We start from the raw sequence: 21874 nt of genomic DNA, 5'->3' as shown, positions 1-21874 counted from the left end.
GATCTGCGCCTATGGAAAGAAAAGATCAAATCGACACATTCGGGGCGATTGCCCTCTCTGGGTTCGCGCTTTTTCTGGCCTTTAATCAGGTCGTGATCAAAGTCACCAACGAGGGGCTGCAACCTGTGTTCTTTGCCGGGGTGCGCTCTGCGGGGGCGGCGCTTTGTCTGTGGGCATACTTGCGTTGGCGCAACGTGTCGCTGCGGATTGACCGGGATGTCGCCATCGCCGGTATCATCGCAGGATTTTTCTTTGGAGCGCAGTTTCTTTGTCTGTTCATCGCGCTTGATCTGACCACTGTCGGTCGGTCAGGGGTGATCTTTTACTCGATGCCTGTGTGGCTTGCATTGATCGCACATTGGGTCATGCCGAATGACCGGATTACTGTAATCAAGGCGGTTGGGCTGGCCTTTGCCGTTGGTGGGGTTGCATGGGCGATGTTGGATCGCAGTACCGCTGGCGACGCGAGCCTGTGGGGCGATCTAGCTGCGCTTGGTGGTGCAATGAGTTGGGCCATCGGCGCAATGGTGGCAAAGGCGTCGCCACTGTCGCGCGCGCGACCCGAGATACAGTTGTTGATACAGCTCGTGGTTTCTGCGCCGATCCTGCTGTGCGCGGCGGTGTTTTTTGGCCCGTTTATTCGCGAATTGGGTCCGTTACATGTGGCCGGGCTGCTGTTTCAGATCGTTGTTGTCGTCAGTGCAGGCTTTGTCGTTTGGCTTTGGCTCTTGTCGGTCTATCCGGCCTCTGGCGTGGCTTCCTTTAGCTTCTTATCGCCAGTACAAAGCGTTGGACTGGGGTGGGCGCTCTTAGGGGAAACGGTTGGCCTTGAATTGATCGGCGCGCTGGTCTTGGTCGCCATCGGGATCATTTTGATCAATCGACCCGTTAAGTCCCGCAAAACGTCCGCGTAACTCTTTGGGATTCGCTGGGCGGTTTGGCGTATTCTTCGGTGGCATCCGTCAACGCGGCATAGGGCCGAGTAACCGCCCCGAGCATTTGGTGAAATGGTGTAAAGTCACCTTCACGCCCTGCGGCGATCACCGCCTCAATTTTGTGATTGCGCGGGATAATTTGTGGGTTCGCACCGGCCATGATGGTTTGGGCGTTTTCTGCTTGGCGCGGTTTCAGCCGATTGTACCAACTGTCGAATGCGTCTCGATCGATGAACTGATCCCGTGCACCGCCACTGAGATTTGCAAACACGCTCGTGAAATCCGCACGTTCTGCCGCCATCAGGCTAAGTAAATCATTGATCAATTGAACGTCACTCTCGCCGACCTTAGCGATCCCTAGTTTCGCCGCAAAGACATCTTTCCATGCATTTTGGAATAGTATCGGAAAGCGGTTCACTGCGGCAGTGAAATCCTCAATCGCGGCATCTTGGTCGGGCATCATTGGGATCAGCGCGGTTGCGAATTGCGCCATATTCCATGCCCCAATGCTGGGCTGGTTCGCGTAGGCATAGCGCCCATGCTGATCAATCGCACTAAATACCATGTCTGGGTGATAGCCATCCATGAATGCGCATGGCCCATAGTCTATCGTTTCGCCTGCGATTGAGACATTATCCGTGTTCATCACCCCATGGATAAATCCCAACCCCATCCATTTCGCGATCAATCTCGCATAGCGTTCAATCACCTGAACTAAGAGTTCATCCGGGCCAGATGCGTCTGGATAATGGCGGGCAATCACATGTTCGGTGAGTGCACTCAGCGCCTCGATATCTTGGCGCGCGGCAAAATATTGAAATGTGCCGACGCGAATGTGGCTTTGGGCCACACGTGTGAGAATGGCGCCGGGCAGGGGTTCTTCGCGCAGGACCGTGTCACCGGTGGTGACGGCAGCCAAGGCACGTGTGGTCGGAACGCCCAAGGCATGCATGGCTTCTGAAACGAGATATTCGCGGAGTACCGGGCCCAGCCATGCGCGCCCATCGCCACGTCGCGAAAACGGGGTCTGACCTGATCCCTTGAGCTGGATATCACAGCGCGAGCCATAGGTATCAATTACCTCACCCAATAGCACCGCGCGGCCATCGCCCAGCTGAGGGTTCCAATGCCCAAACTGGTGGCCGGCATAGGCCTGTGCAATCGGTTCTGCCCCTGTAGAGATTGCATTCCCTGACAGCGCCGCAACATCAGGCGCGCCAGAAATGCGCAAACGTGTAGCCAATTCATCATTATAGCAGATCAGCGCCGGATCACTGACCGGAGCAGGCGATTGCCGGGCGAACATCTGGGTCGGCAGATGCACATAGCTATTTTCAAACGGTATCTTCACAGCTTTGCCAAGCGATCAGCCAAAAGCGCGTAGAACCCTTCGGCGTCGAGGTCACCGACGAAAAGCGCATTGGGTTCCCGATCTGTAACACGCCACCAATCAGCAACGGTCATTCCAAGCGTTAAGTCAGAGTCTGTTTCGATTTCAACATTGATGTGCCGCCCGCTAAAGAGCGTCGGATCGATCAAATATGCGATGGTGCAAGGATCATGCAGTGGTGCACCTTCGGAACCATATTTTTCCATGTCGAAACGCTCAAAGAAATCTGTCCAGGCTGCAACCATATCGCCAACCTTGGTATTCATTGCGCGAAAGGCGTCGACGCGTGCTTTGGTTGTCAGCGCCTTATGTGTCACGTCCAACGGCATCACGACCAGTGGAACACCTGAATCAAAAACGATCTTGGCGGCCTCTGGATCAACGTAAATATTGAACTCGGCAGCGGGAGTGATGTTCCCCACTTCAAAATACGCGCCGCCCATCAAGACAATCTCCTGAATGCGGGGAATAATATCAGGTGCTTTTTCAAAGGCCGTCGCGATATTGGTCAGCGGTCCAATCGGGCAGAGCGTCACCGTGCCTTCGGGTTCGTTGCGAATAGTGTCGATGATGAAATCCACAGCGTGTTGGGCTTGCAATGGCATTTTGGGGTCATCCATCGGTGGTCCATCCAGCCCGGTTTTTCCATGGACATGTTCCGCAGTGACGAGCTTGCGATGCATCGGGGCATCACAACCGGCAAAGACCTTTGTCTCGGGCTTTCCAGCCAATTCACAAACGATCCGTGCGTTCTTTTCTGTTAATGGAAGCGGCACGTTGCCAGCCACGGCGGTAACACCCAACACCTCAATCTCTTTGGGTGAAGCTAGCGCCAGCAAGATCGCAACAGCGTCATCTTGCCCGGGGTCTGTGTCGATAATGATTTTACGCGGAGCCATGTCGTATTTCCTGTGTTCGTTGCTCGCAGAGTGTCTATTGCCGACGCGATGGGCAAGGGGGGAAATCCAAACTTTCTCAACCGCTTCGTCGTTCACTTTTGTGGCATTCAGGTATGCATCTGCGTGAAAGCGGTTTAGGGTCGATAGCGCAGTCACATTTTGCTGAGAATTTGCAATATTGGAAACATAAGCACAAAATAGCGTTCTTTGTTTCCGTAAATGGCGATAGTCCGCCGTTTTTGATTTGTTTTCAATTCACTCATGGTAAGTAGCCTCAGGGGCAACCATGTCTTGTGGCGAAGGTAAGAACGCCTTCGTAATGTCCTTAATGGAGAACGAAAATGACAAATGTAAAAACACTGCTGGCACCAGCTGCTATCGCTATGACGCTTGCTGTTCCTGCTTTTGCTCAGGATGCTGCGATCGACATCAATGGCGACGGAATGTACAGCTACCCAGAGCTAACAGCTGTTTTGCCAGACCTGACCGAGGCTGATTTCGAAGCCATGGACGTCTCAGGTGATGGCCTGCTGGACGGCGAAGAAATCGCTGCAGGTCAAGAAGCAGGTCTTCTGCCAAGCTAATCGAAATTGCGCCGGGTCAGGGGGCTGGCCCGGCGCGTTCGCCTTAGGTTGATCCGCGTGCCAAAGCAGCAACGCCAGTGCGCGCAATTTCCTCAAGCCCCAAAGGCTGCATCAATTCTGCAAAAGCATCAATTTTTTCAGATGTGCCGGTAATCTCAAATACAAATGATTCCAGCGTGCTATCGACCACATTTGCACGGAAAATATCAGCAAGACGGATCGCCTCGATGCGGCTATCGCCTTTGCCAACAACTTTGAACAGGGCGAGTTCGCGTTCTACAGAAGCACCCTCAACAGTGAGGTCGTTGACCTTGTGGACATCCACGATCCGGCCAAGCTGCGCCTTGATTTGTTCGATGATTTGCGGTGTCCCACGGGTCACGATTGTGATGCGGGATCGGTGGCCTAGGTGGTCAACCTCGGCCACGGTAAGGCTATCGATGTTGTAACCCCGCCCCGAAAACAATCCGATCACGCGCGCTAGAACGCCGGGTTCGTTTTCAACAAGAACAGCCAGCGTATGCTGTTCAATTGTGTCTGAATAGTTGGGTCGTAGGTTGTAAGCAGAGTGGCTGGTAGCGCCTTTTTTGATTTTTAGTGCGGACATGTGGTGTGCCTTGTTTTGATCTGTGACTGTCAGGTGCCGCGCGTGCACCTGACCCGGTTTGAGGCTGCCCGAGAAGCTCGTCGGGCGGCAGGGGGTTAGACCAATGCCTCGCCAGCGCCCTGAATGGCGCCCTCAGTGGAATCGTCGCCCAAGAGCATTTCGTTATGTGCCTTGCCCGATGGGATCATTGGGAAGCAGTTTTCGTGCTTTTCGACCAAGCAATCGAACAGGACTGGCCCGTCGTAGGTGATCATTTCCATAATCGCATCATCCAGCGCATCAGGATCGTGGCATTGAATACCTTTTGCGCCAAAGGCTTCTGCCAGTTTCACGAAATCAGGCAGGGATTCTGACCAGCTGGATGAATAACGTTCGCCGTGCAGCAGTTGTTGCCACTGACGGACCATGCCCAGACGTTCGTTGTTCAAGATGAACTGTTTCACGGGCAGGTTATATTGCATGGCTGTGCCCAGCTCTTGCATGTTCATCAGCCAAGATGCCTCGCCAGCGACGTTGATGACCAGTGCATCAGGGTGTGCCATTTGCACGCCGATCGACGCCGGGAAACCATACCCCATGGTGCCCAAACCACCCGATGTCATCCAGCGATTAGGATCTTCGAACCCAAGGAATTGCGCCGCCCACATTTGGTGCTGGCCGACCTCTGTGGTGACATAGCGATCATGCTTTTTCGTCAGTTCTTCAAGACGTTGCAGGGCGTACTGCGGTTTGATGATCTTGCCTTCTTGCTTGTAGTTCAAGCAACCTACAGCTTTCCATTTGTTGATCTGATCCCACCAGTTCGACAGACCTTCTTTGTCAGTCTTACGGCCACGGGATTTCCAAACGTTCAGCAGGTCTTCCAAGACATGCGCAACATCACCCAGGATTGGAATATCAACATGGATCACTTTGTTGATGGACGAGGCGTCGATGTCGATATGCGCCTTGGTCGAGTTAGGGCTGAATGCATCCAGTCGGCCAGTAATCCGATCATCAAAACGTGCGCCGATGTTGATCATCAGGTCGCAGTCATGCATCGCCATGTTTGCCTCGTAGAGGCCGTGCATCCCCAGCATACCAATCCAGCTATCGCCCGATGCGGGGTAGGCGCCCAAACCCATCAAGGTCGAAGTGATCGGGAAACCAGTGGCCGCGACCAGTTCGCGCAGCAGTTGGGATGCCGCCGGGCCAGAGTTGATCACGCCGCCACCTGTATAGAACACGGGGCGTTTCGCCGTTTCCATCGCTTTGGCTAGTTCGGTGATGGCGTCCAAGTCGCCTTTTACCTGTGGGTTGTAGTGTGTCTCAACCTGTTGTGCCTGCGTGTATTTTCCCGTCGCGAACTGAACGTCCTTGGGGATGTCGATCAGAACCGGGCCGGGACGGCCTGATGTCGCGACATGGAATGCCTCGTGCAGCGTTGCGGCCAGCTTGTCGGTTTCCTTGACCAGCCAGTTGTGTTTCGTGCACGGGCGGGTAATGCCAACGGTGTCAGCCTCTTGGAAGGCGTCAGAGCCGATCATAAACGTCGGAACCTGACCCGTCAGAACGATCAGGGGAATGCTGTCCAACAAGGCGTCGGTCAGGCCAGTCACAGCATTTGTCGCACCCGGACCAGAGGTTACCAGCGCAACACCGGGTTTTCCGGTTGAGCGGGCATAGCCTTCGGCGGCGTGAACAGCGCCTTGTTCGTGGCGAACAAGTACGTGTTTGATGCTATTTTGCTGAAAAATCTCATCATAAATCGGTAGGACAGCGCCGCCGGGGTATCCAAATACGACTTCCACGCCCTGATCGATCAAGGCCTGTACTACCATTTTTGCGCCGGTCATGGCTTTTGTCATTGTTCTCGCGTCCTATCCGCAATTCGTTGATTTTAGTCACAAAAAAACCCCCGAGGATGTCGGAGGCGCATGGGATCATTATGGTCTTACCGTTACCGGCCCATGCGCGTGTGTCTCACTAGTAGTACGACGTTTTTCATCGGGATTCCTTTCGTGTGAGGTGACCATAATGATGGCAATTCAGGGGGTCAACCGCCAGTTTGGAGAAAATGTCGTTTGCGGGCGTAAATTTGGAACTTTCTTTCAAATTGCAGTCTGAGCGCTTAACTCAACATTAGTGAAATCAGATTATTCCACCGCCTATGATGGATTGGTTTGATGATATTCTCGACGCGGTATTGGGCTTTGTAATTCCACGAAAATGGTGGCATTGGCCGATTTCCGTTGGCATCTGGGGGATGGTAATTTCTATCATGGGTGTCCTGATGGAAATCGTCGCGCATGGTCATGTGCCACAGACTATGGGACAACATTTAAGTGTTACGGTCACGATGTCGTCACCGTTTGTTGTCTTTGCACTACTCTTGTTGGTGCGCTTGAATAGGCAACGTCATGAGGCAACCTTGATGGCGGCAAAAGACCCGCTCACCGGTCTTTTGAATCGGCGCGCGTTTCTCGATCATTTGTCGATACAGGCACCGGGTGTGCTGTTCTTGATTGATTTGGATCACTTCAAGTCGGTGAACGACAACTACGGACACCCAGCCGGGGATCAACTGCTCTGTGCGATGGCTGATGTCATGTTGGGGCTTGTCCGGTCGACCGATTTGGTGGGGCGCTTGGGGGGCGAAGAGTTCGCGGTGTTTGTCCCTGGTCTGAGCATGGTTGACGCGCAGGCACTGGGCGAGCGTTTGGCGCAGGGTGTCCAGAATGACGATACGTTCCCTCAGCAACCAGTCACAGTGACCGCATCCGTTGGCGCGATCAAGACCGGGCGGAGTTATGACGTAACAACGCTTCTTAAAATTGCGGATCGTGCTCTCTATCAAGCGAAAGAGGCAGGGCGCGCGCGATTGGTATGGCGGAGCTATCGCCCCGAGCTGGCGATGAATAAGGCCGGAACACCAGCTTAGTTCCGGCCATCTTAGTGATTAGAGTTTATCTTGCGTTTTCGTTTCGAAGTCACTGGCACTATGACGTTCGTGAAGCTGACCCGCCTCAGGTCCGAATGTGCGATTTACCATCGCACCGCGAACATAGGCAGGGCGCGACATGACTTCATCCGCCCAACGGATTACATTCTTGTAGATACCGACGTCTAGAAACGCGCCCGCATCATATGCGTCGCCTTGGACCATACGCCCGTACCAGGGGGCGGTGGCTATGTCAGCAATGGTATAATCATCACCCGATAGGAACTGGCGATCAGCAAGGTTCCGATCCAACACGTCTAACTGGCGCTTGGCTTCCATGGCGAAACGATTAATTGGATATTCAAATTTCTCCGGTGCGTATGCGTAAAAATGACCAAAGCCACCACCCAGATACGGGGCGGAACCTTGCAACCAGAACAGCCAATTCAGGGCCTCGGTACGTGCGGCTGGATCTTTGGGTAGGAATGCGCCAAATTTTTCCGCCAAATAGAGTAGGATCGCGCCGCTTTCAAAAACGCGACTGCCAGTGCTGTGATCCATGAGTGCAGGAATTTTAGAATTTGGGTTCACATCGACAAACCCGCTGCCAAACTGGTCACCGTCGCCAATTTTGATCAACCACGCATCATATTCTGCGTCGTAACCTGCTGCGAGCAGTTCTTCGAGCATCACAGTGACCTTCACACCATTTGGCGTGGCCAGAGAATAGAGCTGCAGCGGGTGCTTACCAATGGGAAGCTCTTTGTCATGGGTGGGGCCAGCGATCGGACGATTGATCTTGGCAAATTCGCCACCGTTCTTTGTGTCCCAAGTCCAGACTTTTGGCGGGACGTAATTGTTTTCGTTGCTCATTTGGGGCTCCGGTGTTTGAATCGGTTGTCGTTGTCAAACTGTGTCTGGGCGCAACCAAAGACACAAGAGGCTGCCATCGGGTAAATATTGAACGATGATCCGCTGAAAATACAATCATAGCGGGAAGTTAAAAAAATCTATTTTTTCTTAAGAGATTTCGCGTTTCTGTGGAATAGTAGTGCCACTACAAACGATAAGCGAAAGGGACGACGTATGCCGATTGATAGAACCCAAGCCTTTAGGCCAAACTTATCACGAGTAAAATTGTTTTCTTCGACTGGCTTTGCTGCTGTGTGTGCCGTGAGTGCTGGATTGACCTTTGGTGGTGCACAACAGGCCGAGGCACAAGAACAATGCTCAACCTATACGGTTGTTCGCGGGGATACGTTGAGCCAAGTTGCAAGCCGCGCTGACGTGAGAGGCGGCTATCAGGTTTTGTTTAACGCCAATACAGATGTTCTACGCAGCCCAAATATCCTAGAGGTTGGCCAAGTTCTGAAAATTCCTTGCGCCGATGGATCGCTGCCGGGGACTGCCCCTGCGCGGACCGAAGCAAGCACTGCGCCAACCGTCCAGCCCGAGAGCCTTGATCGTGCCCTGCGGTTTGTAACCTCGAGCGGTTACGCTCCATTCACAGATGAGGATCTGCCCGGCGGCGGTTTGTTTACGCAAATGGTGCGTCGCTCGATGGAGCTGGGAAATGCCGATCAAGATTTTAACATCATGTTCGTAAACGACTGGAATTCACATCTGGGCGTGCTGCTCCCGTCGGGAGCGATCGACATGGCCTTCCCGTGGTTCAAGCCTGATTGCACAAAGGTCGACAATCTATCGGCGCCGAACGCCTATCGTTGTACTGACTTTAATCATTCAGAACCATTCTATGATGCACTGGTGGGCTATTACACATTGGCAGGCAGCCAATACGCCAATGCGACCAGCTATGCTGATCTATTCGGCGCGCGCCTGTGCCGCCCCGATGCGTGGTTCACCTTTGACCTAGAGGGTGAGGCGCTCGTTTCGCCAAATATCGAACTGACCCAACCGCCGACCCAAGCAGCCTGCTGGGAACTGCTGCGCGATGGCGAAGTGGATGTCGTGACCTATGACGCGCTACCTGCTGAGGAAGATTCCACCAATGCGGGGATGAAGGATATGGTCGTAGACCTGCCGAACTTGACCTCAAAGCAAACGCTGCACGTGTTCGTGTCTAAAAATAACCCGAACGGTGACGCCTATATGGAGATCATCAACGCGGGTCTCGAAGAGTTGCGCCTATCAGGCGAATGGTTCGAGATCGTCCGCGAAGGTATCAAAACCACGGTCGAAAACTAAATGATATCGCCGCGCCCTGTGAAAATGGGGCGCGGAACGCTGCGGCTAGATTCCAGTGCCTTGCAACACTCCATGCTCCATCGCATAGCGCGTCAGCCCAGCGGTCGAGCTGATCCCAAGTTTACATTTGATATTGTTGCGGTGCGTTTCCACAGTGCGCACAGAGATATTTAGCGTGTTCGCGACTTCTTTGTTGGACTTGCCTTGGGCCAGCTCAAGCAAGATCGTTTGTTCGCGGCTGGTGAGTGTTTCACGTCCATCGCTGATCTTGGGTTGAAGCGATCCTTTGGCACCGGTGCAAAGGTACTGCTCTCCGGCCATCACCGTATCAATCGCGGTTCGGATGGCATCCGTGGGCACGTCCTTTAGGATATAGCCGCGCGCACCGTGGTTCAGCGCGGTCGAGATATATTCAGGGCTATCGTGCATCGACAGGATAACAATCCGTGTTTCAGGTCGCTTTTCCAGAATGATCTCGGTTGCGTTTAGACCAGACAGTCCCGGCATGTTCAGATCTAGCAATATTACATCAGGCGAAAGCGCGACGACCTGATCCACGGCGTCCTGGCCGTTATTTAATGCGCCGACAACTTCAATGTCATCGTAGCTTTCCAAAATGGCTTGGATGCCTTCGGTGACCATGGGGTGGTCATCTACGATCAAAATGCGGATCGTCATGCGGTTTCCTTTGACGTCTTTTTCGGGCTGAGCAAGTGCGTCAACGGCACCTGTGCTTCGATAATTGTTCCGCTTGGCGCTGTGCGCGATGAATCAATCCGCAGTGTTCCGCCAAGCTGTTCAATGCGTTCTTGCATATTGCGCAGGCCAAGGCCATGCGTCGCATGTCTTTCTTGGCGCGGCGAGGGGATGCCAACGCCATTATCTGAAACCCGCAGCATTGCACCAGATCGATGGCCTTTCAGGGTCATATGGACCTGCGTTGCGTTGGCGTGACGCTCAATATTCGTCAGTGCCTCTTGGGCAATTCGATAAAGCGCAATCCTTGCTTCTTGGTCGAGCCGATTGCGAAAGACGACGGTTTCAAATTCGGTTTTGATTCCGGTGCGCGTTTCAAAGTCATCGGTTAATGCTTGCAGGGCAGGGCCAAGACCAAGGTCATCCAACACGCCGGGGCGCAAGTCGCGGCTAATGCGGCGGACTTCTTGGATGGTTTGGCCGAGCCCGTCGATCCCCTTGTCGAGGCTTTCGCTGCTAGGCGCACCAATTTTCCGACGGGTCAGTTCAAGCGCATAGCGCACCCCAACCAGCATTTGGCTAATTCCATCGTGAAGTTCACGCGCCACGCGCCCGCGTTCTTCTTCTTGGGTGTCGATAATCCGCTGCGTGAGTTCCTTGAGTTTCGCATCAGCAAGTCTGCGTTCACGCAAGTTCAGCATCATGCCTGTCAGGAACACACCTATAAGCGCAACGATCGCAATCGCGACGATATAGTAAGAGGTGCGCGTGATCCGCGCCTGAACATCCGCGCGCGAAGAGGCCACGTTTTCAAGCACATCGTCGATAAAGATGCCGGTCCCGATCACCCAGCGCCAGTCTTGGAATCCGTTTACGTAGGCGATCATCCGGGCCTGTTCGCCTGTCGATGGCTTGGTCCAGATAAAGCTGTGATAGCCACCCCCCGTACGTGCAATCCGAATAAGAGCATCGGTGATTTCCGTGCCCTGAGGGTCAGTGAGGCCCAGCCAATTACGACCAATCAAGTCGGTCTGTCGTGGCGCAACGAGGTTATTGCCATCGTAATCAAACACAAAGAAATACCCGTCTTGTCCATAGAGCATGGATGATAGTTCTTGGGTCACTTTCAGCTTTGCAGCCTCATCATCGGGTGCCGCGCGCCCATAGGTGTTCACCACGGCGGTACGAGCGATAGAAAGATAATTCTGTAGCTCGGCTCTTTTGGTTGCGATCAGCTGTTCTTCGAGGGTTTGAATTTCGCGTTCCGCCAATTGACGTGACTGCGTTGCCACCACCAAAGAGATGACGAAAACGGCCAGAACGAGCGGTACCGTCGCCAAGAGGAACACCTTTTGACCGTAGCTCAGGGAAAAACTGTCGCGCAGTCGCGTAAATCTGCCTGTCATGGTCCGATCGTTAGCGGGGAATCGCGGCGAATCAAAGCCCCTTACAATCGCCATTGGCGTGTGGTGGATTTCGCACTCGCCTAATAATCGTGCTAAATTGGGGGCATTTTGCGACAAAAACGTTCTTTCTACGTAGAACTACGTATTTTCGCTGCGTCAATCACACGATAACCTGCCCGGACCAAAACGATCTGGTCTCGCCCGTGTTTTGGGTGAGCGAAAATATCTGGGAGGAAGTTTTATGGATCGCCGTTCATTTCTGAAAAACTCTGCGCTTGGCGGTACAGCCGCTGCGGCAACATCTCTGGCAGCGCCTGCTTATGCACAAGGCAACCGCACGCTGACATTGGTGACCACATGGGGCCGTGGCCTTGCTGGTGTACATGATGCAGCGCAGCGCGCAGCTGATACGATCACTGCGATGTCTGGCGGTTCGCTGACAATCGACCTGAAGGCCGCTGGCGAACTCGTTGGTGCGTTTGAAGTATTTGACGCTGTGACCTCTGGTCAGGCTGACATGTACCACGGTGCGGACTATTACTTTGTGAACCAGCATCCGGGTTATGCATACTTCACATCCGTACCATTCGGCATGACACCACAAGAGCTGGCAAACTGGTACTACCAAGGTGAAGGTCAGGCGTTCCACGATGAATTGGGTCAGATCTATGGTCTGAAATCATTCCTTGCTGGTAACACTGGTCCACAAGCGGGTGGTTGGTTCTCGAAAGAAATCACTGGCCCAGAAGATTTCCAAGGTCTGAAATTCCGTATGCCAGGTCTGGGTGGTCAGGCTCTGGGTAAAATGGGTGCGTCTGTACAAAACCTGCCCGGCGCAGAAGTGTACCAAGCACTGGCATCTGGCGCCATTGACGGCACAGAGTGGATCGGCCCATGGGCAGATGAAAAGGCTGGTTTCCAAGAAATCACCAAATTCTACTACACAGCGGGTATGCACGAGCCAGGCGCAGGTCTGTCGCTTGCGACCAACCTTGATGTTTTCGAAAGCCTGAGCCCAGAGCATCAGAAAATCATCGAAATTGCAGCAGGCGAAGCACACCAGTGGAACCTTGCCCAGTTCATGAACAACAACGGTGCAGCACTACAGCGTCTGCAAGCTGGTGGCGTAAAAGTTCTGGAATTCCCTGACAGCGTTTGGGATGCGATGGGCGCCGCTGCAAAAGAAACACTGGATCAATATGCAGGTGACGATATCTACGATCGTCTGCGTGCAAGCTATAACGCTTCTATGGCGGCGTCTTCTGGCTGGATCCAAAAATCTGAAGGTGCATATCGCGCACAACGCGACCGTGTAATGGGCTAAGCCCTATCTTTAGAACATAATCGTATGGGCCCGGTTCAATTGTGACGGGGCCCATATGCGTCAGGGTGCATGCACAAGCACCTTTCAAAAAATTACTGCGACAGGGGGATTGGGACATGGGCCTGGTCGAAGCATGGGGGGGTAACCCCATTGGTTGGTTTTTCGCCAATCTGATCGAAGCGTTCTACAACTTTGGTTATGCGATCACGCATCCGGGCCAGTGGTTGTCTTGGGTGCCCTTTACCAATGCCGCAATGCATGACCTTGAGGTAAAACAAGCGCTTATGCGTTTTATTTACTATGGTGCCTCGGTCGAACTTTTCTTTGTCGTATTCGTCATTTTCATGATCATCAGCATCTACGGCTTTGTGAATAACCGCTTTATGTGGGGCTGTGTTCGTGTGCTGGAAGGATTTGCGAACAAGGTCGGACGCTTCTTTGCATGGGCGGGGTTGCTGATGGTGCTGCAGCAGATCGTGATCATCTTTATGCAGCGTATCTTTGCTGTTTCGGAAATCGGGGTTGGTTTTGGCGTGAACTTTGCCAAAGACGTGAGCTGGTGGTCCGAAGAGCTAAAGCTCTATAACGCAATGATCGTTTGCATGTGCGCGAGCTACACCTTCGTTCAAGGCGGGCATGTGCGCGTCGATTTGATATATTCTGCGGTCAGTCACCGGACCAAGCGGATCATCGATATGATCGGTGCGTTGCTGCTAATGGTGCCGGCTGCGATTTTGACTTGGCTCTATGGATGGTTTTTCTTGTGGCGCAATCTGGTGGTGCCGAACCCGTCGGCATCGGATGCTCTGGATCGTTTGCTAAACAAAGCACGAGCGCTGCGTTGGAACGTCGAAACGATTGGCTTTTCGCCCAACGGGTTTAACGCATACTTCTTGTTCAAGATCTTGTTGGTGACCTTTACCTTGATGGTCATGTTGCAAGCTGTCGCGTTCTTTTACCGCTCTTACCTTGAGCTGAAAGAAGGACCGGACAGCGATGGCAAACATCTTGACCGTGATGTCATTGGCGACGCGACCGCCGAACTAGTCGCAGAAATTCACTAGAGTAGGGCGAGAGATATGCTTTTGGGTTTAGATGGCGTCGAAGTCGGCATTCTTATCGTCTTTCTGACGTTGTTCGCTGGTATTTTATCTGGCTTTCCGGTCGCCTTTGCGATCAGTGGCTCGGCGGTGATTTCCTTTGGGATTATTGCAGGCCTCGATAGTGCAGGGCTGTTAATTCATGCCGCAATTGATACCAACTCCACTGAATATGCGGCCCTGATTGCCGAAGGCGTCAGGCCTGACGCGATTTCGGTTTTCCGATATCCTGACTTGCCGCGATACGAACATGTATTGTTCCCCAATGGGTGGGAACAGGCGCTTGATCGGAATGTCGGCTTTCTTGTGAACCGGATGAACGAACGGGTGCTTGCGGGGCAATCTATCGAGACACTGCTGGCTGTTGTCATGTTCGTCATGATGGGGATCGTGCTAGAGCGGTCACGCATCGCAGATGAACTACTAACAACAATGGCCAAGGTCTTTGGCCCTCTGCCCGGTGGCTTGGCTGTTTCGATTGTTATCGTTGGTGCGTTCTTGGCAGCATCGACAGGTATCGTTGGGGCGACCGTTGTGACGATGGGGCTGTTGGCACTGCCAACCATGCTCAAGAATGGCTATTCCCCTGAGCTGTCGACAGGTGTGATCGCCGCGTCTGGTACTTTGGGTCAGATCATTCCACCATCTATCGTGATCGTGCTTTTGGGGACGCTCGCGGGTGATCTTTATTCCGCCGCCCAAGAAGAACGCGCACAGCTTGCGGGCTGTTCAGATGCGCTGACCTATCTGGGCGAGCCTGCGGTTGTATCGGTCGGGACATTGTTCCAAGCGGCGATGTTACCGGGGATCATGCTGGCTGTACTTTACGCGGCCTACGCGTTTGGATTTGCATTGCTGAACCCAAGCAAAGCACCAGCCGTTCAGTTTGAGGTAAGCGGCACAGGTGAAACCGTAACACGCAACGAGGCGTTCACTTGGTTCCTTGCGGTTCCTGTCGGCATCATTGGTCTAACCATTGGGCTGGGCCAAACAGGGTTGCTGGGTAGCCAGACTGTTATTGTCGATAGCTTTACTGATGCTGGGCAAACTGCGTCGCTGCGGACCAATGTAAGCGACGGCTGTGCCGCCGCGATGCGCGAGTTGCACGGCGAAGACGCGTGGAACACCGCACTTGCTGAACAAGCCGCCATTGATGAGGCAGGTGGTGTCGCCGAGGCGCGCGCGCTAACCGAAGAAGAGCGCGATGCAATCCGTGCAGAGCGTGTTGCGCAAGCCGCGCCAATCGGGACGGGTATCGGCATCACTGCCATGTTCCTCGCGTTGGTTCTGGCCATTGCAAAAGGTGTTGCCCCAAGCAAGGATGCGCGTCCGTTGCTCGTTGGTGCTGCCGGGGTCGGCCTGTTGTTACTGGTTGACCTGCTGTGGATCACGCCACTCACAAGCCCAGGGGTGACGACCATCAAAATCGCAATTCCGCTGCTGGTTTGCTTCTACGGGCTGCGTGTCGCTGGGCGCTATCTGGCCGGGAATGAAATCTTGCGGGTGGTTTTCCCACCGCTGGTTTTGATCGTCGCAGTTTTGGGATCTATCTTGGGCGGTATTACCAACCCAACACCTGCTGCCGCTCTGGGTGCCGGTGGCGCGCTCTTGCTCGCTGCTTATCGTAAGCGTCAGGATCAAGGTCTGTCAGGGCGCATCGTCTTGCAGACAACCGCTGCCATCGTGATCATGCTCTTGGTTGGTGTGAACTTTGATATGCGGATGGGCCAAGATGTGGTCTTGTTCGAAAATCGGATCGCTTATCTGGTGGCCTTTGTGTCGTTCCTTTATGCGATGTTCGGTTTGGGGTGGTCCTGCTGGGTGCTGTTCTCGGGTGGGGTGTTGTCACCAGTCGTACGCGAAACGGCCAAGGTGACCTCAATGGTCTTTACTATCCTGATCGGTTCACAGTTGCTCAACCTTGTACTGATCTCATTCGGAGGCGAGCACTACATCCAGCAATTCTTGCGTTCATTCGACAATGAATGGACAGTGTTCTTGCTGGTGATGTTTGTCCTGTTTGTGTTGGGCTTTGTGCTAGATTTCCTTGAGATCATCTACATCGTCATCCCAATTGTCGGTCCCGTGATCTATGGCGGTACATTCGATCCAAAATGGGTCACCATCATGATCGCAGTAAACCTGCAAACGTCGTTCCTGACACCGCCCTTTGGTTTCGCCTTGTTCTATTTGCGAGGGGTTGCACCGAAGTCCATCACGACCGGGCAGATCTATCGTGGTGTAATGCCATTCATCGCGATCCAAGTTGGTGGCTTGCTCTTGCTCGCGCTTGTGCCGGGTGTTGTCACGATCATTCCAAACCTGCTCAAATAGGGGCAGGGACCACGAAAAAAGGCGCGTGCAACCCAGTTGCACGCGCCTTTTTTGTTTGTTGAGTGATTAAATGCGGCCGTCAGGCAGTTTGATCCGGGCAACCTGTTCGGCGATGGGGTCATTCGATAGCGGGTGGACATCGGAAGTATAGCTTGCCGGGTCACCAACAGGGGACCATTCGCCATTCTTGTAAATTTCAAGCCCTTTGAATTTAGCTTTGTAGTCCATCTTGCGACTGCCCGGCACCCAGTACCCAAGGTAGACATAGGGAAGTCCCAACTCACGCGCGATCGCGATGTGATCAAGGATAATATATGTCCCCAGAGACAGTCTCTCGAGGGCGGGGTCAAAGAACGAATAGACCATCGATAGCCCATCATCCAAAATATCGGTCAGACAAACCGCCTGAAGCGCACGTTGGTGCGAATATTCAATCAGCCGAGACCGGATAGGGGTTTCTTCGACCATCGCGGCGAATTCAAACATATCCATATCGGCCATACCACCTGTCGCATGGCGCCCGTCCAGATAGAGACGGAACAGGTCATATTGCTCTTCGGTGGCCCAAGGAGATGTCGCGCGGCGTTCTAGATGTGCACCGCGTTTGGATACACGGCGTTGGCTCTTGCTGGGTGAGAACTGCGATACGTCAATGCGGGCGGACATACAGGCCGAACATTCAGCGCAAGATGGCCGGTAAAGCACGTTCTGCGACCGACGAAACCCTTGCTTGGATAAAGAGTCATTCAGCTTAGTGGCGCTGTCACCCTGAAGGGCTGTGAACAGCTTACGTTCCATGCGACCCTCAAGATAGGGGCAGGGCTGCGGTGCAGTAACATAGAACTGCGGTGCAATAGGAAGCGTGTGGCGCATAGGGTCATCCGGGGTGATTTGTCAAAAAAGCTTAGCAAGGCATTTGGGATAGGCCAAGCCCTTGTTTCCTATTTGGCAACAACGCATTCGGATAGGTTTGATATACCTCTTTTGCATCACAACGAGGGGTCTGGCACCCGTATCTAACGGGTGCCAGATTGTTCAATTAATGTGCAGGTTCGGGCAGTGCATCATCATTGGCTTTGGCGCGCTCATTCATGAATTGGTCAAACTCAGCCTTATCTTTGGCCTCGCGCAGACGTTTCAAAAAGGCTTCAAACTTGTCTTGCTCTTCTTCGAGGCGGCGCAGCGTTTCGTGTTTATAGGCATCAAATGCGCTGTTGCCGCTGGATTTGCGCATGTGGATGTGGCGTGATTTGCGGCTGCAAGATTTCGTGAACATGCGTTTGCTCCAGATCATATAAAACAGAAGGGCGAGGCCAATTGGCCAGACAAAAATGAAGCCCAGCACCATGGCGGCGATCCAAGCGCCTTTGCCGCGCTCGTCTAGCCAAGCTTCGGCGCGGGCGAAAAACCCAAGCGGATGGGGGGATACCATCTGGGTCTGGGTTGTGGCGGTGTTCATTTTGGGCTCCTTTGGTTTGGAAATTAAGTTGATGTGAAGGCCTTTCACATGATTGATGTCGGTATGCTAATTCGTGTCTTCAAGGTTTTATGTGAATGTTTTTTACATTAATATGAAATGTCAATTTATATCAGTTAGTTATGTGAATAACCTGGCGGCAGTTTCCCGCAGTCGTGGGTGATTTGGGCGCAGATCACCTGAAAATTGACGAAAAGCTTCATGAAGATCATGTCGTTTTTGGGCGTCGGAAAGCCCCGCATGCGATTGACCGGGGCGCTGTGCAAGGTAACTGTACGCTATGTCATTTGCTGCTCGCCTTAAACGTTGTCCACGCCCTTTCGATCTTGAAAGAGGGGAGGATATACTCGCCGATCTTGTGGATCTGCCACAGGAATTGCATGCGTTATTTGTGGGGACAGCGGGGTGTAGCCCCTATCTGGCGGGGTTAATGAAGAGTGAGGCAGATTGGATTCTCGCGTCACTCGATAACCCCGAGGCGGCAGTTTCAGAATTAATCGCAGGCGTGCATGAGGTATCTCTCGATGCCTTGCCCTTGCATCTACGTCAGGCGAAACGCCGGGTTGCGTTGATCACTGCGCTCGCCGATTTGGGCGGGGTCTGGCCGCTAGAAACGGTCACGCGTGTTCTTACGGATTTCGCTGATGCGTCCGTGCAATCGGCACTGACGGCCTTGATCGCTGCGGAAATTGCACGTGGCAAGCTACCAGCGGACCTTGACGCCGCACAAGGCGGTGGAATGGTCGTGCTGGCCATGGGCAAGATGGGCGCACACGAACTGAACTATTCGTCGGATATTGACCTGATTTGTCTGTTCGATGAGACAAAGTTCGACCCCGATGATTATCACGACATCCGTGCCAGTTTTATCCGGGTGACTCGCAAAATGGCTGCGATTCTCTCTGACGTTCGTGAGGGGGGATATGTGTTCCGCACGGATCTGCGGTTGCGGCCCGATGCCTCGGTGACCCCGGTATGTTTGTCGATGGAAGCAGCCGAGCGTTACTATGAAAGTGTTGGACGTACCTGGGAGCGCGCGGCCTACATCAAGGCGCGCCCATGTGCAGGCGACATCGCCGCAGGGAAACGTTTTCTGACGTCCTTGCGTCCATTCGTCTGGCGCAAGCACCTTGATTTCGCAGCGATCCAAGACGCCCACGATATGCGGCTGAAAATTCGTGACCACAAAGGTTTGCGCGGCGATTTGGTCCTCGAAGGGCACAATATGAAGCTTGGTCGCGGGGGGATCCGAGAGATCGAGTTCTTTACCCAAACCCGGCAGCTCATCGCGGGTGGACGCGATACGTCATTACGCGGACGCGAGACAAAAGCAGGCCTTGATCAGCTCGCTCTGGCGAATTGGATACCTGAAAGTCACGCTGTAACACTTTATGATCATTATACGTTTCATCGAGAGATCGAGCACCGTTTGCAGATGATCAATGACGCACAGACGCATCATCTGCCGACTGATGACACCGGTTTCGAGCGATTGGCCGCGTTCATGGGGACAGACGTAGAAACCCTACGCAAAGAGATCATTGCCAGAAGCGAAGAAGTTCACACCCTTACCGAGGGTTTTTTCGCGCCTGAACCTGCCACAACCCCCACAACCCAATGGGGGTCCGAAATAACAGCGCGATGGCAAAGTTACCCGGCGTTTCGATCGCCGCGTGCAAATGAGATATTCGAAAGGCTCAAACCCGAAATTCTGACCCGTTTGCAAGAGGCGGCTAAACCGGAAGAGGCGCTCGCGCAGTTTGATGGTTTTCTGTCTGGCTTGCCAGCTGGGGTGCAGCTCTTTTCATTGTTCGAGGCAAATCCGCAGCTAACTCAACTCATCGTTGATATCGCTGCGACGGCGCCTGAACTGTCGCGCTATTTGTCACGAAACGCTGGCGTATTGGATGCGGTGATTGGGGGGGCGTTTTTTGATCCTTGGCCGGATGCTGACGGGTTGACGGCCGATTTGGCGGGCGAACTAGGCGTGCTTGATGATTACGAAACGCAACTGATCGCAGCGCGTCGCTGGGCTAAAGAATGGCATTTTCGGGTCGGGGTGCATTTGCTGCGTGGCCTGATCAGCGCCGAGGTTGCTGGCCGACAATATGCCGATCTCGCGCAAGCGGTTGTCGCGGGCTTGTGGCCTGTGATCGTCGATGAATTTGCGCGCAAGCATGGCCCGATGCCGGGGCGTGGCGGTGTTGTCTTGGGCATGGGGTCGTTGGGGGCATGGCGGTTAAATGCAGAATCCGATCTTGATCTGATTATGATCTACGATGCACAGGGCGTCGATGCATCCGATGGGCGGCGCCCCTTGGCAACGCGCCAATACTACGCTCGTTTGACGCAGGCCTTGGTTACTGCGCTATCTGCGCCCATGTCAGAGGGGCGACTCTACGAGGTAGATATGCGCCTGCGCCCGTCTGGTCGGCAGGGGCCTGTGGCGACGTCTTATAACGCGTTTCTTGATTATCAGCGAGAAGAAGCATGGACGTGGGAACACCTCGCGCTGACACGTGCACGTGCGGTCGCCGGCAATCCAGAGCTGGCCCAAGAAATAGAGGCTTTTCGCGTAAGCCTATTGGCCGATAAGGGACGCGGACCTTCGGTTTTGGCGGACGTTGCCGATATGCGCCGCCGGATTGCAGAGGCAAAACCAGATGCAGGTGCCTGGAGCGCAAAGATCGGGGCTGGGCGGTTACAAGACATTGAACTTTTCGCGCAAACGGCCTGTCTACGCGCTGGGGTCGCTGCGCGTACCGTGGATGAGCAACTGCAATCAGGTGTCGCAGATGGCTGGGTGAATGCCGCTGACGCGCAGGCGCTTACCCAAGCAGCCGGGTTTATGTGGCGGTTGCAGGCCGTTGCGCGGCTGCTGACGGGCGGGCCATTGCGCCCGGATGAAATTGGTGAAGGGGCAAAACGTCTGATCTTGCGCGAAACAAACTGCGAGGACCTCGAACAGCTTGCGCAGAGGTTAAGACAGCAGGCGGCGGATGCCGATAGAATAATAAGTGCGATGTTAGGAACGACCGATGCCGCGTAATCCGATTGACCCGACCGGGCTGATCCGTGAATCGTTTCGAATTGACGGCATTTCAGAGGCTGAATGCCGTACCATATTTTTGGAATGGGCAATGGGTTTGGGCGCAGAAGTCGACCCAAAGGCGGCGGTGCGAACGCATCTCGATAACTATCGTGACATGCCGCAAGACCATCCAATGATCACGACCCTGACCGCAGCCTTGGATGATGTGCGCCCGCCAAAACGCCGTGGTGGTCGGCGCGCACGCATCCAAATGGATTAGCTGGCTTTCAGCTGAGAGGCCTCAAGCGCAAGCGCTGTGATCCCGTCCCAGTCGCCTGCTTCCACTTTGTCTTTGGGGGCGACCCACGATCCACCCACACAAAGTGTGTTGCTTAGGCTTAGGTAATCATTTGCATTTTTCAGGCTTACGCCGCCTGTGGGGCAGAACTTTACCTGCGGGATAGGTGCGCCAATTGCCTTGAGCGCCGCCGCACCACCGTTTGCTTCGGCGGGAAAGAACTTTTGTACGCTATAGCCGCGCTCGAGCAGTTTCATCGCCTCTGAGGCAGTAGAAATACCGGGCAGCAGCGGCAGGTCGTTGGCCTCACATGCGTCCAGCAATTTGTCTGTCGCACCCGGTGACACGCCAAATGTCGCGCCTGCTTCTTTGGCGGCTTCGACGTCTTTAGGTGTGAGCAATGTACCCGCGCCAACAACGCCGCCTTCAACCGTTGCCATTTCACGGATCACGTCCAGCGCGGCGGGTGTGCGCAATGTGACCTCAAGCGCAGGAAGCCCACCTTTGACCAGCGCGCGCGCAAGATCGGCTGCTTTGCTTGCATCATCAACGACCAAAACGGGAACGACAGGGGCAAGCAGACAAACTTTACTTGCGGCAGCAGAGGCTTCTTGAGGGGTCATAAATCCAAACTTTCATTTGTGAAGTGAGCAAGTTGGCAGTGT

At 53.9% G+C, this 21874-nt stretch carries 19 protein-coding genes; 9 read left to right on the top strand and 10 right to left on the bottom strand.

Annotated features, from left to right (window positions below):
* Positions 1–11: 11 nt before the first annotated feature.
* Positions 12–914, top strand: a complete 903-nt coding sequence (locus TW80_RS05700; RefSeq protein WP_045996319.1) for a DMT family transporter — start codon at positions 12–14, stop codon at positions 912–914.
* On the opposite strand, the gene TW80_RS05695 is transcribed toward TW80_RS05700, so the two are convergent.
* The gene (locus TW80_RS05695) at positions 889–2286 is read right to left on the bottom strand and encodes a protein adenylyltransferase SelO (protein WP_045996318.1); all 1398 of its coding nucleotides are present in this window, start codon (positions 2284–2286) and stop codon (positions 889–891) included. The two genes, TW80_RS05700 and TW80_RS05695, sit on opposite strands and share 26 nt — an antisense overlap.
* Complete coding sequence (locus TW80_RS05690; RefSeq protein WP_045997043.1) at positions 2283–3224, bottom strand: nucleoside hydrolase; 942 nt, start codon at positions 3222–3224, stop codon at positions 2283–2285. Before TW80_RS05690 ends, TW80_RS05695 begins: the two co-directional genes overlap by 4 nt.
* A gap of 341 nt (positions 3225–3565) precedes the next feature.
* Between TW80_RS05690 and TW80_RS05685 the strand changes: the two genes are divergently transcribed.
* Positions 3566–3808: a hypothetical protein gene (locus TW80_RS05685; protein WP_052700895.1), complete on the top strand. Its 243-nt coding sequence runs from the start codon at positions 3566–3568 to the stop codon at positions 3806–3808.
* Between the two features lie 43 nt (positions 3809–3851).
* On the opposite strand, the gene ilvN is transcribed toward TW80_RS05685, so the two are convergent.
* The gene (ilvN, locus tag TW80_RS05680; RefSeq protein ID WP_045996317.1) at positions 3852–4415 is read right to left on the bottom strand and encodes an acetolactate synthase small subunit; all 564 of its coding nucleotides are present in this window, start codon (positions 4413–4415) and stop codon (positions 3852–3854) included.
* Between the two features lie 95 nt (positions 4416–4510).
* On the bottom strand, positions 4511–6262 hold the full coding sequence (locus TW80_RS05675; protein WP_045996316.1) for an acetolactate synthase 3 large subunit: 1752 nt from the start codon (positions 6260–6262) through the stop codon (positions 4511–4513).
* 302 nt (positions 6263–6564) lie between these two features.
* Between TW80_RS05675 and TW80_RS05670 the strand changes: the two genes are divergently transcribed.
* Positions 6565–7335 carry a GGDEF domain-containing protein gene (locus TW80_RS05670; protein ID WP_052700894.1) on the top strand — a complete coding sequence of 257 codons (771 nt, stop codon included), beginning with the start codon at positions 6565–6567 and terminating at the stop codon, positions 7333–7335.
* An 18-nt stretch (positions 7336–7353) separates the two neighbouring features.
* On the opposite strand, the gene yghU is transcribed toward TW80_RS05670, so the two are convergent.
* Complete coding sequence (gene yghU / locus TW80_RS05665; RefSeq protein WP_045996315.1) at positions 7354–8208, bottom strand: glutathione-dependent disulfide-bond oxidoreductase; 855 nt, start codon at positions 8206–8208, stop codon at positions 7354–7356.
* Positions 8209–8421: 213 nt separating this feature from the next.
* Between yghU and TW80_RS05660 the strand changes: the two genes are divergently transcribed.
* Positions 8422–9543, top strand: a complete 1122-nt coding sequence (locus tag TW80_RS05660; RefSeq protein WP_045996314.1) for a LysM peptidoglycan-binding domain-containing protein — start codon at positions 8422–8424, stop codon at positions 9541–9543.
* Positions 9544–9588: 45 nt separating this feature from the next.
* Here TW80_RS05660 and TW80_RS05655 read toward each other — a convergent pair whose 3' ends face one another.
* Positions 9589–10221 (bottom strand): response regulator transcription factor, encoded by a 633-nt coding sequence (locus TW80_RS05655; protein ID WP_045996313.1) that lies wholly within the window; start codon positions 10219–10221, stop codon positions 9589–9591.
* Positions 10218–11645: a cache domain-containing protein gene (locus tag TW80_RS05650; protein ID WP_045997040.1), complete on the bottom strand. Its 1428-nt coding sequence runs from the start codon at positions 11643–11645 to the stop codon at positions 10218–10220. The genes TW80_RS05655 and TW80_RS05650 overlap by 4 nt, the downstream gene beginning before the upstream one ends.
* 241 nt (positions 11646–11886) lie before the next feature.
* Here TW80_RS05650 and TW80_RS05645 point away from each other — a divergent pair, with 241 nt between their 5' ends.
* From TW80_RS05645 to TW80_RS05635, 3 genes are all read left to right on the top strand, one after another.
* Complete coding sequence (locus tag TW80_RS05645) at positions 11887–12969, top strand: TRAP transporter substrate-binding protein (protein ID WP_045996312.1); 1083 nt, start codon at positions 11887–11889, stop codon at positions 12967–12969.
* 116 nt (positions 12970–13085) lie between these two features.
* Positions 13086–14033 (top strand): TRAP transporter small permease subunit, encoded by a 948-nt coding sequence (locus TW80_RS05640; RefSeq protein ID WP_045996311.1) that lies wholly within the window; start codon positions 13086–13088, stop codon positions 14031–14033.
* Between the two features lie 15 nt (positions 14034–14048).
* Positions 14049–16403: a TRAP transporter large permease gene (locus tag TW80_RS05635; protein WP_045996310.1), complete on the top strand. Its 2355-nt coding sequence runs from the start codon at positions 14049–14051 to the stop codon at positions 16401–16403.
* A 66-nt stretch (positions 16404–16469) separates the two neighbouring features.
* Here the strand turns inward: TW80_RS05635 and TW80_RS05630 are convergent, their stop codons facing one another.
* Together TW80_RS05630 and TW80_RS05625 are read right to left on the bottom strand one after the other, a co-directional pair.
* Positions 16470–17276: an arginyltransferase gene (locus TW80_RS05630; RefSeq protein WP_045996309.1), complete on the bottom strand. Its 807-nt coding sequence runs from the start codon at positions 17274–17276 to the stop codon at positions 16470–16472.
* A gap of 166 nt (positions 17277–17442) precedes the next feature.
* Positions 17443–17862, bottom strand: a complete 420-nt coding sequence (locus TW80_RS05625) for a DUF2852 domain-containing protein (protein WP_045996308.1) — start codon at positions 17860–17862, stop codon at positions 17443–17445.
* Between the two features lie 298 nt (positions 17863–18160).
* Here TW80_RS05625 and TW80_RS05620 point away from each other — a divergent pair, with 298 nt between their 5' ends.
* Both TW80_RS05620 and TW80_RS05615 read left to right on the top strand, forming a co-directional pair.
* Entirely contained in the window at positions 18161–20929 is a 2769-nt protein-coding gene (locus tag TW80_RS05620; protein WP_045996307.1) for a [protein-PII] uridylyltransferase family protein, read from the top strand.
* Positions 20919–21191 carry a hypothetical protein gene (locus TW80_RS05615; RefSeq protein ID WP_045996306.1) on the top strand — a complete coding sequence of 91 codons (273 nt, stop codon included), beginning with the start codon at positions 20919–20921 and terminating at the stop codon, positions 21189–21191. Before TW80_RS05620 ends, TW80_RS05615 begins: the two co-directional genes overlap by 11 nt.
* On the opposite strand, the gene eda is transcribed toward TW80_RS05615, so the two are convergent.
* On the bottom strand, positions 21188–21832 hold the full coding sequence (gene eda, locus TW80_RS05610; RefSeq protein WP_045996305.1) for a bifunctional 4-hydroxy-2-oxoglutarate aldolase/2-dehydro-3-deoxy-phosphogluconate aldolase: 645 nt from the start codon (positions 21830–21832) through the stop codon (positions 21188–21190). The two genes, TW80_RS05615 and eda, sit on opposite strands and share 4 nt — an antisense overlap.
* Positions 21833–21874 lie beyond the last annotated feature (42 nt).

The sequence above is a fragment of the Loktanella sp. S4079 genome, from assembly GCF_000967725.1.
Classification (GTDB): Bacteria; Pseudomonadota; Alphaproteobacteria; order Rhodobacterales; family Rhodobacteraceae; genus Yoonia.
This window is presented reverse-complemented; position numbering and strand designations above follow the sequence as displayed.

What these genes read in the sequence shown, in the direction of transcription:
- TW80_RS05670 (WP_052700894.1), top strand. Translation starts at nt 6,565, where the DNA reads ATGATGGATTGGTTTGATGATATTCTCGACGCGGTATTGGGCTTTGTA.
- TW80_RS05660 (WP_045996314.1), top strand. Translation starts at nt 8,422, where the DNA reads ATGCCGATTGATAGAACCCAAGCCTTTAGGCCAAACTTATCACGAGTA.
- TW80_RS05615 (WP_045996306.1), top strand. Translation starts at nt 20,919, where the DNA reads ATGCCGCGTAATCCGATTGACCCGACCGGGCTGATCCGTGAATCGTTT.
- TW80_RS05655 (WP_045996313.1), bottom strand. Translation starts at nt 10,221, where the DNA reads ATGACGATCCGCATTTTGATCGTAGATGACCACCCCATGGTCACCGAA.
- TW80_RS05625 (WP_045996308.1), bottom strand. Translation starts at nt 17,862, where the DNA reads ATGAACACCGCCACAACCCAGACCCAGATGGTATCCCCCCATCCGCTT.
- TW80_RS05675 (WP_045996316.1), bottom strand. Translation starts at nt 6,262, where the DNA reads ATGACAAAAGCCATGACCGGCGCAAAAATGGTAGTACAGGCCTTGATC.
- eda (WP_045996305.1), bottom strand. Translation starts at nt 21,832, where the DNA reads ATGACCCCTCAAGAAGCCTCTGCTGCCGCAAGTAAAGTTTGTCTGCTT.
- TW80_RS05620 (WP_045996307.1), top strand. Translation starts at nt 18,161, where the DNA reads ATGTCATTTGCTGCTCGCCTTAAACGTTGTCCACGCCCTTTCGATCTT.
- TW80_RS05650 (WP_045997040.1), bottom strand. Translation starts at nt 11,645, where the DNA reads ATGACAGGCAGATTTACGCGACTGCGCGACAGTTTTTCCCTGAGCTAC.
- TW80_RS05690 (WP_045997043.1), bottom strand. Translation starts at nt 3,224, where the DNA reads ATGGCTCCGCGTAAAATCATTATCGACACAGACCCCGGGCAAGATGAC.
- TW80_RS05685 (WP_052700895.1), top strand. Translation starts at nt 3,566, where the DNA reads ATGACAAATGTAAAAACACTGCTGGCACCAGCTGCTATCGCTATGACG.
- TW80_RS05640 (WP_045996311.1), top strand. Translation starts at nt 13,086, where the DNA reads ATGGGCCTGGTCGAAGCATGGGGGGGTAACCCCATTGGTTGGTTTTTC.
- TW80_RS05630 (WP_045996309.1), bottom strand. Translation starts at nt 17,276, where the DNA reads ATGCGCCACACGCTTCCTATTGCACCGCAGTTCTATGTTACTGCACCG.
- TW80_RS05645 (WP_045996312.1), top strand. Translation starts at nt 11,887, where the DNA reads ATGGATCGCCGTTCATTTCTGAAAAACTCTGCGCTTGGCGGTACAGCC.
- ilvN (WP_045996317.1), bottom strand. Translation starts at nt 4,415, where the DNA reads ATGTCCGCACTAAAAATCAAAAAAGGCGCTACCAGCCACTCTGCTTAC.
- TW80_RS05700 (WP_045996319.1), top strand. Translation starts at nt 12, where the DNA reads ATGGAAAGAAAAGATCAAATCGACACATTCGGGGCGATTGCCCTCTCT.
- TW80_RS05635 (WP_045996310.1), top strand. Translation starts at nt 14,049, where the DNA reads ATGCTTTTGGGTTTAGATGGCGTCGAAGTCGGCATTCTTATCGTCTTT.
- yghU (WP_045996315.1), bottom strand. Translation starts at nt 8,208, where the DNA reads ATGAGCAACGAAAACAATTACGTCCCGCCAAAAGTCTGGACTTGGGAC.